At 45.4% G+C, this 16,024-nt stretch carries 18 protein-coding genes; 5 read left to right on the top strand and 13 right to left on the bottom strand.

The window, feature by feature from the left end; all coding sequences use genetic code 11:
• Positions 1-226: 226 nt before the first annotated feature.
• Entirely contained in the window at positions 227-2,194 is a 1,968-nt protein-coding gene (locus tag D0A37_RS20085; protein WP_242716948.1) for a calcium-binding protein, read from the top strand.
• A gap of 496 nt (positions 2,195-2,690) precedes the next feature.
• Here the strand turns inward: D0A37_RS20085 and D0A37_RS20080 are convergent, their stop codons facing one another.
• Together D0A37_RS20080 and D0A37_RS20075 are read right to left on the bottom strand one after the other, a co-directional pair.
• On the bottom strand, positions 2,691-3,254 hold the full coding sequence (locus tag D0A37_RS20080; RefSeq protein ID WP_242715923.1) for an IS630 family transposase: 564 nt from the start codon (positions 3,252-3,254) through the stop codon (positions 2,691-2,693).
• Complete coding sequence (locus tag D0A37_RS20075) at positions 3,254-3,637, bottom strand: helix-turn-helix domain-containing protein (protein WP_242715925.1); 384 nt, start codon at positions 3,635-3,637, stop codon at positions 3,254-3,256. Before D0A37_RS20075 ends, D0A37_RS20080 begins: the two co-directional genes overlap by 1 nt.
• Positions 3,638-3,716: 79 nt before the next feature.
• Here D0A37_RS20075 and D0A37_RS20070 point away from each other — a divergent pair, with 79 nt between their 5' ends.
• Positions 3,717-3,857 (top strand): hypothetical protein, encoded by a 141-nt coding sequence (locus D0A37_RS20070; protein ID WP_242716946.1) that lies wholly within the window; start codon positions 3,717-3,719, stop codon positions 3,855-3,857.
• A 98-nt stretch (positions 3,858-3,955) separates the two neighbouring features.
• On the opposite strand, the gene D0A37_RS20065 is transcribed toward D0A37_RS20070, so the two are convergent.
• The 5 genes from D0A37_RS20065 to petN all read right to left on the bottom strand — a co-directional run bounded on the left by D0A37_RS20065 (position 3,956) and on the right by petN (position 6,598).
• The gene (locus D0A37_RS20065; protein WP_242716944.1) at positions 3,956-5,098 is read right to left on the bottom strand and encodes an IS4 family transposase; all 1,143 of its coding nucleotides are present in this window, start codon (positions 5,096-5,098) and stop codon (positions 3,956-3,958) included.
• Between the two features lie 206 nt (positions 5,099-5,304).
• Positions 5,305-5,493: a CsbD family protein gene (locus D0A37_RS20060; protein WP_242716942.1), complete on the bottom strand. Its 189-nt coding sequence runs from the start codon at positions 5,491-5,493 to the stop codon at positions 5,305-5,307.
• Between the two features lie 85 nt (positions 5,494-5,578).
• Positions 5,579-5,821, bottom strand: a complete 243-nt coding sequence (locus D0A37_RS20055) for a DUF167 domain-containing protein (RefSeq protein ID WP_242716940.1) — start codon at positions 5,819-5,821, stop codon at positions 5,579-5,581.
• Positions 5,818-6,417, bottom strand: a complete 600-nt coding sequence (locus tag D0A37_RS20050; protein WP_242716938.1) for a DJ-1/PfpI family protein — start codon at positions 6,415-6,417, stop codon at positions 5,818-5,820. The genes D0A37_RS20055 and D0A37_RS20050 overlap by 4 nt, the downstream gene beginning before the upstream one ends.
• Before the next feature lie 91 nt (positions 6,418-6,508).
• On the bottom strand, positions 6,509-6,598 hold the full coding sequence (gene petN / locus D0A37_RS20045) for a cytochrome b6-f complex subunit PetN (protein ID WP_071883976.1): 90 nt from the start codon (positions 6,596-6,598) through the stop codon (positions 6,509-6,511).
• 82 nt (positions 6,599-6,680) lie between these two features.
• Here petN and D0A37_RS20040 point away from each other — a divergent pair, with 82 nt between their 5' ends.
• Both D0A37_RS20040 and D0A37_RS29130 read left to right on the top strand, forming a co-directional pair.
• Positions 6,681-7,160, top strand: a complete 480-nt coding sequence (locus tag D0A37_RS20040) for a hypothetical protein (RefSeq protein ID WP_242716936.1) — start codon at positions 6,681-6,683, stop codon at positions 7,158-7,160.
• A 50-nt stretch (positions 7,161-7,210) separates the two neighbouring features.
• Entirely contained in the window at positions 7,211-7,345 is a 135-nt protein-coding gene (locus D0A37_RS29130; RefSeq protein WP_278187094.1) for a hypothetical protein, read from the top strand.
• Between the two features lie 33 nt (positions 7,346-7,378).
• On the opposite strand, the gene D0A37_RS20035 is transcribed toward D0A37_RS29130, so the two are convergent.
• The 6 genes from D0A37_RS20035 to D0A37_RS20010 all read right to left on the bottom strand — a co-directional run bounded on the left by D0A37_RS20035 (position 7,379) and on the right by D0A37_RS20010 (position 14,908).
• Positions 7,379-8,053, bottom strand: a complete 675-nt coding sequence (locus D0A37_RS20035; protein WP_242716934.1) for an SDR family oxidoreductase — start codon at positions 8,051-8,053, stop codon at positions 7,379-7,381.
• Positions 8,054-8,222: 169 nt separating this feature from the next.
• The gene (locus tag D0A37_RS20030) at positions 8,223-8,834 is read right to left on the bottom strand and encodes a class I SAM-dependent methyltransferase (RefSeq protein ID WP_242716932.1); all 612 of its coding nucleotides are present in this window, start codon (positions 8,832-8,834) and stop codon (positions 8,223-8,225) included.
• A gap of 334 nt (positions 8,835-9,168) precedes the next feature.
• Entirely contained in the window at positions 9,169-10,212 is a 1,044-nt protein-coding gene (bioB, locus tag D0A37_RS20025) for a biotin synthase BioB (RefSeq protein ID WP_242716930.1), read from the bottom strand.
• Between the two features lie 17 nt (positions 10,213-10,229).
• Positions 10,230-11,534 carry an adenosylmethionine--8-amino-7-oxononanoate transaminase gene (gene bioA, locus D0A37_RS20020; RefSeq protein ID WP_242716928.1) on the bottom strand — a complete coding sequence of 435 codons (1,305 nt, stop codon included), beginning with the start codon at positions 11,532-11,534 and terminating at the stop codon, positions 10,230-10,232.
• 239 nt (positions 11,535-11,773) lie between these two features.
• The gene (locus tag D0A37_RS20015) at positions 11,774-13,186 is read right to left on the bottom strand and encodes an adenylate/guanylate cyclase domain-containing protein (RefSeq protein WP_242716926.1); all 1,413 of its coding nucleotides are present in this window, start codon (positions 13,184-13,186) and stop codon (positions 11,774-11,776) included.
• Between the two features lie 252 nt (positions 13,187-13,438).
• Positions 13,439-14,908, bottom strand: coding sequence for an adenylate/guanylate cyclase domain-containing protein (locus tag D0A37_RS20010; protein WP_242716924.1), 1,470 nt, complete (start codon positions 14,906-14,908; stop codon positions 13,439-13,441).
• A 304-nt stretch (positions 14,909-15,212) separates the two neighbouring features.
• On the opposite strand from D0A37_RS20010, the gene D0A37_RS20005 reads away from it, so the two are divergent.
• Complete coding sequence (locus D0A37_RS20005) at positions 15,213-15,962, top strand: class I SAM-dependent methyltransferase (protein WP_242716922.1); 750 nt, start codon at positions 15,213-15,215, stop codon at positions 15,960-15,962.
• The last annotated feature ends 62 nt before the right edge of the window (positions 15,963-16,024 follow it).

The following is a 16,024-nucleotide window of genomic DNA, read 5'->3' as shown; positions in this document are numbered from 1 at the left end:
AGCACCTGAGACAGTGCACCAGGATTATTAAAGGGTGAAGACTTTGAAAATAAAAGCTTACAAGCAAAAAATCCGCGAGGGAGAAAGTCTAGACAGGGTTAACGCCAGTAGGCTAGACTTGCGGCTGGCAAACAGGTTAAACTACAGCGGAATCCAAACATTCGGTATTCTAGGCAGTGTCTGTAGTCGCACCAGCGATGACCAACAAGTAGAGGAGTGAAGCTTTATGACAACGTTAGATGACAATCCTAATCAACTAGATTTAAACCTTCCGGGACTAGGCCCGGATACAGTATTCGCCGGAGCCGGGGCGGATTTCATTAGAACTTCCACCCTGGGCGGCAGCTTAATATTTGGCCAAGGCGATAATGATACTCTGGTTTCAGTTGGCCCGAACGATACCCTATACGGCGGCGACGACGAAGATTCAATCAGATCTCAGCGCACTCCGGCTTTGCTGTTTGGCGACGCAGGCTCGGACACCATAGTCGCTGAAGCCCGCGCTACTCTGTACGGCGGCGAGGGAGAAGACTTCCTCCAAGGTACTGTCGAAGCTAACCTGATGTTTGGTAATCAGGGCGGAGATACGATGCTGGGAGGGGCGCAGAGAGGAGACTCCCTCTACGGCGGTAAGGACAATGACTCGCTCGGCTTCTTCATCGCAGGCGGTGGCAACAACCTCTCTTTAGAGGGTGGTTTGGGTATTGGTTTCGCTGGCAATGAAGGCAGCAACTACGTGCGAGGTGATTTGGGCGACGACTTAGTTGTAGGTATCAATGTAAGAGACAGTCTCTTTGGCGGTAGAGGCAACGACACCCTAAGAGGTGTGGCCAGCAACAGCTACCTGTCGGGCGATCTTGACGACGACATCTTAGTCATTACCAACACTACCCAGACAAGCCCATTTGCTTCCACCGTCATCACGCTCGGCATTGAGAGAACCACCTTGATTGGCGGTGGCGGTAACGATTCTCTCTACGGCGCGATCGGCGAGTTTGGCGGTGGCAGAAACTTCTTTGAGGGCGGCGACGGTAACGACACGATCAACGTTTTTGCGACTTCTGATACTGCGTTGGGAGGTGCAGGCGACGACTTCATCGTGTCGGCGTCAGTGCCGAATGTAATTTCGAGTGTAGGCGCCTCCAGTGCATTTGCAGGCTTCGCGGGTCGCAACTTGCTCGACGGCGGAGTGGGCAATGACACGATCGTTGCAGCTTTTGTGACGGATACAATGGTCGGCGGTGAAGGCAACGACAGCCTGAGCGGTATCTTTACTAATGCAGCCGGTGGAGATGGCAACGATACTATCGATGCTACCAATGCCATTTTTGCTGGTACTGGTACTGCTTTAATTACTCTCGAAGGCGGGCTGGGCAACGATCTGTTAATTGGCTACACCAATCCTACTACTGGCAGCAGCTTCACCGTCACCAACCTCATGAACGGTAGCGAGGGAAGTGACACCATCATCTTTGGCAGCGAGCGCGATCGCGTAATTGGCAACGTTGCGGGTAACGACTTCATCTCCTACGCTAGTGGCGTCACCTTTAGCGGCACAGTCGCCAACTTGATTACCGATACCTTAGGCAGCAACTTCATTATTGGTGGCAACGGCACTGATGTGGTCACTACTGGTAACGGGGATGACATCCTGTTCGGCGACACATTCAATAGTAGCCTCGGAGGATTCGGGGACGATACCTTAAATGCTGGGGGCGGGAACGACACCCTGCTGGGCGGCTTTGGGAACGACTATTTAATCGGGGGCGACGGTAACGACTCTCTCGGCGGCGGGCCTGGTGCTGACACGCTGCTTGGTGGCTCAGGCAATGACAGCTTCTACTACAACAACTTCGGCGAGGGCGAAGTTGGTAGTAGCCCAGACCAAATCGGCGATTTTGTGGCGGGTCAAGACAAGTTTATCTTGCAGTTCAACAGCTTCCCCGGCTTGAGTGCAGTCGAAGGTACGAATCGACTTTCTTCGAGGTCGTTCTTGGTGCTTGAGAGCGGTCCTTACACTGGCCAGTTTGGTCCAGCCGGGGCTGCCGCATCAGATCCGTTCATCTTTTATGAAAATGCAACCGGACGATTAGGATTTGACTCTAACGGTGTTGGTACTGCTGACGGAGTAGTTACGCTGGCAATTCTGAATGGCAGACCGGGCATTACGGCTGCTGACATTACCCTGATTTAATTTGGGTAAAAGTGGGTGGGGTCGATTCTGAAACATCGCCCTACCAACTCTCAAAACTAATTGTGGTATGTTTCGAGCTGGGGATATCCATCCCTGGCTTTTTTGTGGGCATGAGCATGGGGCAATTTTAGATTTTAGATTTTAGATTTCAGATTGATTGGTAATTTTAATCGAAAATCGAAAATCGCATCGGGCATGGGGCGGGTTAACCTGTGAATTTTGCCACGGCCCAATAATCCTTAGAACTGACGCATCAGAACCAAAGCAACCGGGTTTTTCACTCCTAGTTAAAGGCCGGGATGCAGTATTTCGGTAAAAACGCGGTTTCTGCCTCCAGGACTAATCTTGCTCAATCCGCCCCCAGCCAAGTCCAAAACTGAAGTAAAAATAATGAAAACAATTAAAGACCTAGATATTGTTGCTTTAACAGAAGACTTAGAAGCAACCCATTTTGAAACAAAACAAATCATTAAATTACATACAGCACTTCCGGATGTTATGAGGTACAGTAGCAGCAATTAGTAAACCAGTTTTTGAGATGTTTCGGATTAATTAAGTCAAGAGCCACAGCAATTATCGTGTCAACCATTTTAGTGCTGGTTGGTGAAAACTGTCGCAATAAAGATTTAAGTTGCGACCACCATAATTCAATCGGATTAAAATCAGGAGAGTATGGGGATAAACATAAAATAGAAGCACCCACCACGGCAATCATCGATGTAATTGAATCTACTTTATGCGCTGGTAAGTTATCCATCACTACTACGGCTCCGGGCCACAATTGTGGCACTAAACATTTCTCGATAAACACCTCAAATGCTTTGCTATCCATCGAGTTGTCCAGGGTCATTAATGCCACTACTTTCGTGAGGCTAATTGCACCAATTACTGTGACTTTCTTGCCTCGATAAAAAGGTTTGACCGCATAGGCTCTAGTTCCTCGTTGCGAACGTGCATGAGTTCTGGTTAAACCTAGCAATACTCCAGTCTCATCTAAAAATACTAGATTTTTTGGCTCGATATCCTTGACTTTTTCCCAATAGTCTAACCTTAACTTCATCACTCTTTCTGTGCCTGCTTGGCTACTCCTGACTGTTTTTTTTTACGATTTAATCCCAACTTCTGTAAGGCGCTACACATGGCTGTTCTGCCTACCCAATTTCCTGTCTTTTGGGCGAACAACTCACACAATTCTACCAAAGTTGCATCGGGATGTGTGACCACTATTTCTCTTAACTCTTGTGACGCATTATTCAAATGACTGAATCTGGGTTTACCCCTCGGTTTAGGCTGTAAATTCCCCTCTATTTTTTGTTGCTTGACAAGTTTTTGAACTAAGCTTTTACTGCAGGCAAATATTTCTGCTGTTTTTCTGATCGACAGCTTCTGCTCGACATGGGCTGCTACTATTTTGGATCGCAAATCTACTGAGTATGCTTTCATTGGTATATTATTTTTAGTCGATTCTATTGTACCTCATAACATCCGGAAGTGCTGTAAAGGACAAGTAGGAACAGTGGTGATGGAATTTAATCGCAGTGCTTTGGAGGTATTATTTTCTCCTCAAGATGGCACAACTTATGCAAGGGAGACAATTCCCGCCACCAAATTAATGCTTTTGCATTATGAATTACTAAAATCTGTAGGGGTGGTTCGCAGATGAATTTTGCCACGCACCAATAATGTTGATCAACCCGTCCCCACCCAACGAATAACCCCAATTAAGCATCGTCTTGGTACCTGGGGGGGTGACAAAGAGGTCTACGAGATAGACTGTATAAGGGTTGCAGCCCGCATACCTTGTTGATAAAAGCGGCGTTTAGAAGGAGTTAACTTCATTAACTGTTCCACCTCCAAAGAATATTGTTCTAGATAATTAACCCACTTTTCTCCATCTAATCCAACACCAAATGTACTCCGTCTGCGATATTTTTTCTTTGGTTCTGTGCGACGAGATACATATTCTTGTACCTGCTTTTTCTTCAGTTCATTACCTTGAAATATTGCAGAACTGTACGCAAGTGTCATGAGCAGAATCATGTTAATAAGTCGGTTCCCTTTGAGGCTTGTTCCTTCAAGATCGTAGCCTCCTGTTTTACAGTCTCGGAACATTTCTTCAATGCCCATCCGCTGCTTATAAGCATTGAGCGCTGCTCGCAATGAGCCTAAGTCCGTGAGAATAAACCAGGCTTCTTTAACTTGATATTTCCCATAGTTCCTTTTCCACTTACAAGCAAGCTCAAATCCGGTAGTAGGTAGAGTTTTCCTCACTTTTTTCCCTTGAACATACAAAGAAGTTCCGGGTACTATTCCTAATTCATCCAACCGTTGCCAAACTAAATGTTCTGTTTCGATACAAAGATTCTTTTTCAGTCTTAAGCAAAAAGACACACCCTTTTCCTTAAGCCAGTTTCCCAAATCAACAGAACAAAATTCACGGTCTCCTAAAACGATGACTTTATATTCTGAAAATAATGGTAAAACTTGCTCTAAATTGGTAGTTTGTGACTCGAAGTTACTATTTCCTAATTTGGGCAACAACGACCAGTATAATGGAATTGCTCTTCCCTCCCAGATCAGGCTAACCATAAAGAGATTAATGCACCCCCATTGACTGCGGTCGATTGCAATTGATAAACGAGTACCAATGCGGCAATAAGTGGTCAACCAATAAGTAATTAAGGGGAACCAAATTAATGAGATAGTTAAGTTTGGTAAATCCAGAAATCTTTGTAGTTTTCTACGCCGACTTTCCGTTGTAATTGGGTAAGGAAATACCCGTGCCAGTCGTTCTAATCTCACTTGTTTTTCTGATTGCATCACAGATAGCAAAGTTGTCATTACAAGAAACTGAGCTTTGGTCAGTTGTTTTTTTAAATGAGTCTGGTAAAATGTTGGTATCATTATTTTTTGGATAGGCAAGCGTGTAACAATTATGCTGCCTATCTTTTTTTAGCACACATTGGCTCAATCCTCACCACCTCTGGGTTTCAGGCTGGTTGTCACCCCCCCAGCTTGGTACAAATGATTTAGGCTCATTATAAAAAAAATCCCGCAAACATATCGTTTGCGGGATTTAGTAGGCAGGAAACTTGTAGCGAATACAGTTACTAAGCTTTGTCTACAATCTCTTTTGCTTTATCTTTGAGGTCTTCTTTCAGGTGAATTGCTGATGCTTGGTCTTGCTTGGCTTGACCTTCTAATTTATCTTTCTGATTGCCTGTAACTTCGCTAGCAGCTTCTTGGATTTTGCCTTCAATATTCTTCGCTGTTGCTTCGACTCTATTTTCAATGGTCATAATTTTTTATTCTAACTCTACAACTATTAATATATAATTTTAAAGTTGAGTCTGTATCCCTCTTTAGATAGATGTGTTATTACCTTTATTTCAAAGTTAAAGGTTCGATTGGTATTTCCACAAGTTTATTTCTGGAGGAAAAACCGGATTTAATGCCGATCGCCGATTTCGACACTTTAAACTTTTTCGCCAACAGCATGGTTAATTCTTGATTGGCTTTACCATCGACTGGCGGCGACTTGAGATGTATTGTGAGGCTGCCGTCGGGTTGTTCTGCGATGCTTTGCTGTTTGGAATTCGGTTTAACTTTGACTGTCAAAATAGTCATACTTCGACTTTCTCTGAATGTTCGATCTTCGTTCCCAAAACTTTCAGGAATTCAGCTAGCCAATTAGGATGAGCCGGCCACGCGGGGGCAGTAATTAAGTTGCCATCGACTACAGCGTCGGTAACGGCAACTTCTGTATATTTGCCGCCGGCCCGGAGTACGTCAGGGCTGCAAGCCGGGTATGCAGTGCAGCGTTTGCCTTCGAGTACGCCGGCGGCGGTTAGGACTTGCAAGCCGTGACAAATAGATGCGATCGGCTTTTTGCTGTTGGCAAAGTAGCGGGTAATTTGCAGCACTTGTTCGTTGAGGCGGATGTATTCTGGGGCGCGTCCTCCGGGGATAATCAAAGCGTCGTAGTCTGCCGGGTTAATTTCGTCAAAAGTCGCGTTTAAACTGAAGTTGTGACCGGGTTTTTCGCTGTAGGTTTGATCGCCTTCAAAGTCGTGAATTGCGGTGCGAATTGTTTGGCCTGCAGCTTTGTCCGGGCAGATGGCGTGGACGGTGTGACCTACCATTTGCAGTGCTTGGAAGGGCACCATTACTTCGTAGTCTTCTACAAAGTCGCCGACTAACATTAAGATTTTTTTGGCTGTCATGTTTCCAAATCCTGTTATTTTGATTGTGTTAAATAGGATCAAAAAAAATGCGGGGCAGTTAAAAAGCTTGCCCCGCAAGCTATTGTGGAATCTAGAAACCGTTGCGTCCCCAAATGACCATTGAAATTGAGAAGGAGAACAGAACTAGCACCGAAACCCAACCGAGTGACAAAATATCCATAGCTATTTATTGAACAAACTGTACAAAGTGACTACAAACCTTATGATAAGTCAATTTGAGCCATTTTTGAAATGAGGGCGCTGTGAAGGATTCGTCAAATTTTAGTGCGGCTGAACGGGTAGAATCTTTGAAGGCAGGGACTGTTGCTGGTTTGTCTTGTTTGCTGGGTTTTGGGGCGATCGCCCTTGGTAATAGCTTAATTCTGGCGGATAGGTGGGATTCTCTGGCGAGTTTGCAGGTAAGGGAAATTGACCTAAATTTTGCCTTCCGAGGGGCGATCGCACTTGTGGGCGGTTTTTTGTTCGGCGTGACTTACCGCTATGCGATTCGCCGAGATGTTAACCCGCAGCTTAAATCGGGTGCGGTGTTGGCTTTTGGGTTGGTACGGGCTTTTGGACAGTTGGATGCTGGACTTTCTTTTGAGGCGGGCAAGATGCCCGCACTACAAGACTTATTGCCGTTTGCTGTTGGCGGTGTTGAGAGTGTGGTATTGTTTGCGATCGCGGGTTTGGTTTTGGATTGGGCGATCGGGCGATCGTGGATTAAGCCTTTCGATTCTTGAGTGCGATCGGGTTTTACTCACATCAGGCACCCTTTTTTTGAACAGGCAAGATGCCTGTTCCACAAGAATTGAATTTTCTTGTGGGGTGGGCTTCTAGCCCGCCCGAACAGGCAAGATGCCTGTTCCACAAAAGTTCAATTTTCTTGTGGGGTGGGCTTCTAGCCCGCCCAAAAAATACAATTTAGATGCGAAACAGCTTATTTGCGCTAAACCCACCCCTAAAGATTTAATACCTCAAATTCTGGATTGCCGTAAAGCATTTGCCTGTCTACCGCCGACAAAACTTTATTGTTAGCAGCATCAGAAACTAAACACTGACAAACTAGCTGCGCTACATCCGCCCGGTGAATAGTTCCAGCGACTAGACAATCTTCTGTTAAAATACCGTTGCCTGTTGCAGGTTCCGATTTGAGTCCGCCCGGACGAATCACTGTATAAATCATCCCGCTTGCTATCAAATGATTTTCGGCTTTTTCCTTTTCAATTAAAACCGGGCCCAAAGTTTCCAAAACTTGCGGTTGCAAAGCAGCGGCACTGTTACCGCTGCCGATCGATGAAACTAAAATAAATTTTTGCACGCCTGCTTTGACAGCCGCATCAATCAAGTTTTTGTTGCCCAAATAATCGGCTCTTTCCCCATCTTTGGGCAAGCCGCCAATTGTGCTGATTACGGCATGAATTGGCTCACCGCCAGCCATTGCCGCTTCCATAGCGGCAGCATCCAAAGCATCGCCATTCACGACTTTGATGCCCATTCCTTGTAATTCGGTGCTGGTTGCGGGCGATCGCAAAAGTGCAGTTACTTGCATATTTTGTGCTATCAGACATTTCGCGATTTCTAAGCCGACTCCTCGACTAGCACCCGCTAAAAAAATGTGGGATTTCTCTGTCATATTAATTTTGATTTAAGGTTCACAAAGTGGTTTATTTGAATGTAGATTATACAACAATCCTCTGTCAATTGGTGAATAATTTTTTTTCTTTAACCGCAGAGGGCGCAGAGGGCGCAGAGGAAGAGAGGGGAATGATTCGCAATTACCGATTCCCAATTTCCAATTTACGTTAGATTTTTCTGCCCACCATTACTACCCAAGATTGAGCTTCGCGGGGTAAGCCGGGGGGGCGATAGTAGTGATTGAGAATTGCAAATCCCGCTTGTTCTAAACAAGGCGCTAAAGTATGATATTCCCATCCGGCAGTATAGCGTTTTCCCGTCGGTCGGTCGTCGTATCCTTCCCAATTTCCCCGGCACATTGACATGACAATTGCACCGTTAACAACTAAGGCTTTGTGCAAATCTTTGAGCACTTTCACCATCTCATCGCTGGGAACGTGAATCAGGGAAGCATTGGCAAAAATACCGTCAAATTCTGCATTCGGCAAGTCGAGATTCAGAAAAGATTGCTGCCAAACTTCGCATCCTGACAACTCTTTTGCTATTTCTACAAAAGCTGGAGTTGCATCTAAGCCTACAACCGTGTGTCCTTGGCTCTTGAAGGCTACTAAATCTCGTCCCGGCCCGCATCCTATATCGAGAATTTTACCGGGATTGCGGGGTATAGCAGCGGTCAGTGCCTCGCGATTTTGGGATACGTCATGATGCCAAGTTCCTGCTCGGAAAGATTCGGCAGTTAGCTGGTATTCTGCGATCGTAATTTCTTCGCGTTTGTCCACAATTTCCCCCTCTTGTAGGATTTTAGATTTTAGATTTTAGATTTTAGATTGAAGAATGTCAACCGTAGGGACACTCCACGATATCATTGGTGTCAACTTAAGACTAAAACTCTTGATAAATATTGGTTTTACCTGAGTCTAGATCCCCCTAAATCCCCCTTAAGAAGGGGGACTTTGATCGGACTCTTGTCCCCCCCTTCTTAAGGGGGGCTAGGGGGGATCGAACCCTAATAGTCAAACAGCAGACTGGTACTAGGTTTGACATTAAGTTGACACGACGAGAGGCACGGCCGTGTCCTACTCTATTTCATCCGATTGACTACTGGTGTAAGAGTTAAACAGCCAGGGTTTTTTGTTCGGATTTGGTAACTGCTGAATCAACTTCTAAGAGAGAACCTTCGGGGGATTCGATCGCAAATCCCGCATCTCGAATCATGTCCCAATCTTGATGGGCAGCTTGTCCGGGAGTTGTCAGATAATCGCCCACAAAGATAGAATTAGCGGGGTAGAGTCCGAGAGGTTGCAGCGATCGCAAATGCACTTCTCGTCCCCCAGCAATCCGAATTTCTTGGCTAGGGAGCAAAAATCGGAACAAACAGAGAATTCGCAAACATTGGCGGGGAGTTAAGCGATTCACGTCTGCAAATGGCGTGCCGGGAATCGGAATAAAAAAGTTGATCGGCACGCTAGTAACGCCCAACTTGCGAAGCGAAAGCGCTAAATCGATCGCATCATCATCCGATTCGCCCATCCCCAAAATTCCGCCGGAACAAGTTGTGATTCCCGCTGCTTTTACGTGTTCGACGGTTTCCACCCGATCGCCAAAAGTGTGAGTCGTGCAAATGTCCGTATGATATGATTCGGAAGTATTGAGATTGTGATTTACGCGATCGACTCCAGCTTTTGCCAAACGGTGAGTTTGTTCCTCGCTCAACAATCCCAAACAAGCGCAGATTTTCAGGTTATGATTTGCCTTCACAGTCTCGACAGCATCCAAAACGCGATCGAAAGTAGATGCGCTGGGTTGGCGACCCGAAATCACCAAACAAAACGTACCAGCTTTTAAATCTGCTGCGCGTTGGGCGGCATCCAGAATTTTCTCCTTAGCTAAAAGCGGATATTTCTCAATTTCCGCAGTCGAAATTTTTGACTGAGAACAATAATGGCAATCTTCAGGACAAAGGCCACTTTGAGCGTTTAACAAATAGTGCAGCCTGACTCGGTTTCCCCAGTAGTGGCGGCGCACCCGATAAGCTGCGTTTAGTTGTTCCAGCAAAACCTCATCCGGTGCGCGCAATACGGCTAAAGATTGCTCGCGAGAGAGACATTTGCCCGCCAGCGCGTCGTCAGCCAAATCGTTCCAATTGGGTAAATTCATTACTAAAATTAAAGGGTTTACAGAGTATCCAAAACCTGACGAATTACCCGATAAATCGATTCGAGTTCATCAGAAGAAATGCAGTAGGGAGGCATCAAGTAAAGCGTATTTCCCAAGGGGCGGAGCAAAAACCCCGCTTCGAGAAATTGGGCTTTCAATACAGGAGCGATGTCATTAAAATAACCGGAAACGCTTTCGGTTTTCACATCCATTGCTGCGATGGTGCCACAAGTCCGAATCCGTTCGAGTTTAGGATGATTTCTCAGCCATTGATTCAGATATTGGCGGTGCAGTTTTTCCATCCCTTGATAAACATTTGGGTTTTGCTCCAAAAGCTCCATAGATGCTACACTCACCGCACAAGCTAAGGGATTTCCGGTGTAAGAATGACCGTGAAAAAAAGCTTTGTCCGATTCATCTCGCCAGAAAGCTTGATAAATATCCTCCGATGCCATTGTGACAGCAAGTGGCAAGCAGCCGCCAGACAATCCTTTAGACAAACACAGGATATCCGGTGAAGTTCCCGATTTAAGCGAGGCAAACAGTTCGCCCGTGCGACCAAAACCAGTCATTACTTCATCGTAAATCAACAATACATGAAACTGGCGGGCAAGTTGTGCGAGATCCTGCAAAAACTCAGGGCGGCACATTCGCATTCCCCCGGCACCTTGCACCAAAGGTTCGATAAAAATTCCCGCATAGCCGCCCTGCTTTAACAAAAACTCCAACTTCTCTAAACTCGCCGCCTCCTTGCTTTCCACCTCCTCATCGCCGTCAAAAGTCGCGGGAAAAGGAACAACATCCCCAGGAAACATTAAAGGTGCAAAAGATTCCCACCACAGTGAACTTCGGCCAGCAGACATCGCGCCCACAGTATCGCCATGATAACCTCCCTCAAAACTAATAAAGCTAGTACGGTTAGTTTCTCCGAGATTGCGCCAATATTGAAATGCCATTTTCAGAGCAACTTCAACAGCAGTAGAACCGTTATCCGAAAAGAAAATCCGCGTTAAAGAAGCAGGCGTATGAGTTAGCAATTTACTCGCAAGTTTCTCGGCAGGTTCGTGAGTAAACCCCGCAAAGATTACGTGTTCTAATTTTTGGGCTTGTGCGTAAAGAGCCTCCGCCAGAACCGGATGGCTGTGCCCATGAACAGTCACCCACCAACTAGAAATGCAGTCGAGAATTTGCCGCCCGTCTGCCAATTCCAGCACCGATCCTTTGCCGCGAATTACCTTCAGCGGCGGGCCAGCCGTTTTCATTTGCGTGAAGGGCTGCCAAATCGGTGAATTTGAATAATTATGTTCCTGATCCGCAGTCATTTTTACCAATCAAACTAATATTAAGTCGCTTTTTAATATAGCAATTTTCACTCACTTATGAACTTTTTATTTTTTCTTCTTTCTTCTTCTCTTCCTACCCTTCGGGAACGGCTTCGCCCAACGTGTCCTTAGCGTCTTCGCGGTTCGTTCAAAAAAAATCTAGTTTGGTGTCGAGGGCGGCTGTCCTGCAACGTCAGCCCCCATACCACGTATTCGCGGGCGATGGTTAAAATAGTCAGTTACAATTTTCGGCCTTTGAGCAAATAAGTCGTCATAGATCCTTTGCCTTTAACATTAATTTTACCGCGCTTTTCCAACAAATACTTATCGCACAGCAACTCATAAGTTGAGTTGCTAACTTGAATTTTACCCGGAAGTCCCTGAGACTCCATGCGGCTTGCTGTATTCACAGCATCTCCCCACAAATCGTAAATAAACTTTTTAGTGCCGATGACACCTGCTACAACAGGCCCAGTATTAATGCCAATGCGGATATTGAGAGGTTTACCGCATTCGTCGCGGAATTTCATAATTTCTTGCTGCATTTCCAGGGCCATTTCGGCAATAGATTCGGCGTGATTTGTACAGGGAAGCGGCAAACCGCCTGCTACCATATAATTGTCACCTATCGTCTTGATTTTTTCTAAGCCGTATTGCTCGCTCAAGCGATCGAAACATGAAAATATTTTGTTAAGTAATTCGACTAATTCTTCAGGAGACGTGCGCGAAGATATTTCGGTAAAGCCCACAATATCAGCAAACAAAACCGTAACTTCGGCAAAGCCGTCCGCAATATTTATCTGACCTTGTTTTAGGCGATCGGCAATCATTACGGGTAATATATTTAGTAATAAACGTTCCGACTTTTCTTGTTCGGCGCGCAATACTTCCTCAGCTTGTTTTCGCTGTGCGATTTCCTTGTATACTCGGTGAAACATTTGATTGAATGCGAGCATGAGTTCTCCCAACTCGTCATCGCGCTTGACAGACAGAGAGTAGAAATCAGGTTGTTCTCGATCTTTGCTCAAAGCGTCTCCAGCAGCGATCAAGTCATCGCGCAAGCTCAAGATAGGTGCAATTACTGTCACCCCTAAAAAGAACATAGTCACAGAAGTGACAAAGGCTGATATAATGATGACTAGAACAGCAATCCGCCCGATAAATGCGTAGAGTTCCGGTTGAACGGTGGAAGCATCGTGGCGAACAATTAAGATGTAATCGCCTCCCAAATGTCGCTCCGTCCAAGCAATATCGTAGCGCTTGCCATCGAAATTATGATGGTGAACTATACGAGCTTTTTTTAGTTGCTTTAAACTGATTTGGGGGGGTTCGCCAAGTGTATATATTAGCTCACCGTTAGCTTGGTAAATAGATAGTCCTAAGACTACTTGAGAATCCTTAGTAATATTTTTTACTTCTTCTTGCAAGAAAGTGCGATCAGAAATATCTTGTTGGAGCAAAAATTCTAGGGACTCAACCGTCGCCCGAGATACCTGTTCCAGTTGGCTTAAAAGTTCATTTTCGCGCCGAAAATAAGAGGGAACTAAAATAATTCCCTCTATGACAAGAATGCTAGCAAATATCCACAAAGCTATTTGCCTAGACAAGCGAGATCTGAAAAAACTCAAGAATGATAAAATCCGCAAGAACATAAAATTTACTATTGGGCAAAGGGCGAGTTTAGGGAATAGGAAAAAAAAACGGGTTCCTGGTAATCAATTTTGGGTGTGTCAACGAAGCAACCGCGCAGAAACCGGGTTTCTCACATCCCCTGTGTAATTCCTGTAATTGTCCGTAGTCAACAGCCCGCAACCATTAACTGTTAGTTCTTGGCTGACGACTAAGGACTAATGACTGATGACTTCCGACTAACTAGCAGACCCCTTAATAATATAATAAACAAATTAAACCGCAACTGCGCTGACTAGCCTGCCTGCAAGCAGATAAGTATTCATATCGCCCTTGCCTTTGATGTGGATAATTCCTCTGTCTTCAAACAGATACTTATTTCGCAAGATATCGTAAGTTGATTGTGTGACTTGAATCGCGCCGGCAATCCCGTGGGATTCCATGCGGGCTGCTGTATTGACGGCATCGCCCCAGAGGTCATAAATAAATTTTTTAGTGCCAATAACCCCCGCAATTGCAGGCCCGGTATTGATGCCGATGCGGATGTTAATTCCTGCATGATGTTTGGCATTAAATTTTGCTACTTCCTCCTGCATATCTAAAGCCATTTCCGCAATGCTTTCGGCGTGGTTAGTGCTGGGATTTGGCAAGCCTCCCACTACCATGTAAGCATCTCCAATTGTTTTGATTTTTTCCAAGCCGTACTTTTGGGTTAAACAATCGAAGGCTGAAAAAATTTCGTTGAGAAACTCGATCAATTCTTCGGGAGATCTTTGTGATGAAAGCACGGTAAAGCCTACGATATCCGCAAACAAAATCGTGACTTCTGCGAAGCGGTCAGCAATACAGCTTTGACCGTCTTTTAACCTAGCAGCAATGGATTCGGGTAAAATATTGAGCAGCAGGCGATCGCTCTTTTCCTGTTCTTTCAGCAATTCTACATTAGTTTCTTGCAATTGTGCCGTGCGTTCCCGGACGCGCTGTTCTAATTGTTTAGCATTTTGGCGCAACCTGCTGATAGCTAAAGTTAATCCTGTCACCCCTAAAACTGAAAGTCCTACTAACAGTAAAAACAGGTTTTTAAGTTCACTTTGAGTATTTTGAGTGATGGTATCGAGAGGTTGAGTAATTTCTAATATCCCCCGCAGATCTCCCACTTTCCAATCAGTCTTAGGACTGTCGCGGTGAGTATTGTGACAGTTAACGCAGCTTGAACTTAGAAGATCGGCCTCGGCATATCGAAAGGCCGGCTTGCCGCGAAAATTATCAACTCGGAAAAAATTTTGTGTCGGATTTTTCGTCAAATAGGTAATAGCTTGCCGTTCAAAATCGTCTCGGACTCCGCCTTCTTCTCGCCGCCAGGGAAACGGGTAGTCGCTGTAGAGACGAAGTGATACTTCGGGATTTTTTTGGGTGAGATTTTTGCCGAGTTCTATTAAGAAAGTGGCCGGTACCGGAATTGTTACTTTTGTCGGGTTGTAGTCGTGAGTAAAGTTAATTGCTTTAGCGGTGTTTAGAGGAGTGACAACATCCGAACTGTAAAGGGTGCGGGCTTCTTTAATAGCTTGGGCATAGAGGGTGGCATTTTGGAGGGCTTGCGATTCGATTAGGGTGGAGGAAAGACGAGACATATTTGCCATCGCTACTCCTACACCTACACAAAATAAAATTGTCACCGCAAGCAGAATTCCCTTGTAAATAAATTGGCTGATGGCAGCCCGACTGCGAGAAATCAACTGGCGCATGGTATCCTCAAGTCTGAGGTTTAATCTTTATTTGAATTTATGCACTACTAACATAACACTGCTGGTTCAGACTGTTTTGCTGGCCTCCGGCGTAAAGCAAGACTCTCTGGGTGCAACGGATGGTTAATTATTGTTTACCGCGAGTGTTTCGGTTATCCGTAAAAATACGCATAAGTTTATAGTGGTTTTCTGTTGAGTGAATTATAGATGATCGAGTAAGGACACGGCAGTACCGTGTCCCTAGTTTACGCATTTTTTGTTCTATCTCGGTTAGGATAGCAATTGTAGTCTATGGTTGGCGATCGTGAATTCTGACTCTACTGTCTCACCTACTAACAAGGAAATTTTTCCGGGAGAAGTTTTCGTCAATACTGCTGATTTTGATACTGGCATTCGGCGACTTTTACCTAAATATGACGAAATGCTGGATGTATTAGCCGGCTGCATTGCTAACGCAAACCACCGCATTTTAGAACTCGGCTGCGGTACGGGGGAACTCACTTTAAAAGTTCTCCAACGCTACCCGTCTGCGGAAATAGTTGCTGTCGATTACTCGCCGCGAATGCTTGATTTTGCCCGCGCCAAAATAGAGTCTGCAGGATACGCAGCCCGGTGGACTGGTTTAGAAATGGATTTTGGAGAATGGGCGAACAATCCAAATTTTTCCGGCTTGAGCGATAAATTCACTGCTTGCATTTCATCTCTGGCAATTCACCATCTTGAGGACGAGATGAAGCTGAAGTTGTTTCAACGGATTCGCGAAAGTTTAAATGCTAGTGGATGTTTTTGGAATGCCGATCCTCTTTTAGCAGAATCGGCAGAAATGAAAGATATTTACCAAGCGGCGCGAGAAGATTGGGCGCGAAATCAGGGGGAAACCTTAGCACAAATTCGTGCAAATGTGGGAACGAGTGTGTCTTACGGGTATTCTAATCCCGATCGCCTCGCTACACTTTCGGCACATTTGGAAATGCTGGCAAAAGCTGGATTTGAGACTGTTGCAGTTCCTTGGAAATACTACGGTATGGCAGTGTTTGGGGGATTTGTTAATTGAAAAAAGCAGTCCTGGAGGCAGAACTTCTATATGTAGAGTGCGTGCATAAGCACTTTACTGCT

Origin of the sequence: Microcoleus vaginatus HSN003, assembly GCF_022701255.1 — a bacterium.
Taxonomy (GTDB): domain Bacteria; phylum Cyanobacteriota; class Cyanobacteriia; order Cyanobacteriales; family Microcoleaceae; genus Microcoleus; species Microcoleus vaginatus_B.
Note: the sequence above shows the minus strand (reverse complement) of the source record. Positions and strands in the feature narration are given on the sequence as shown.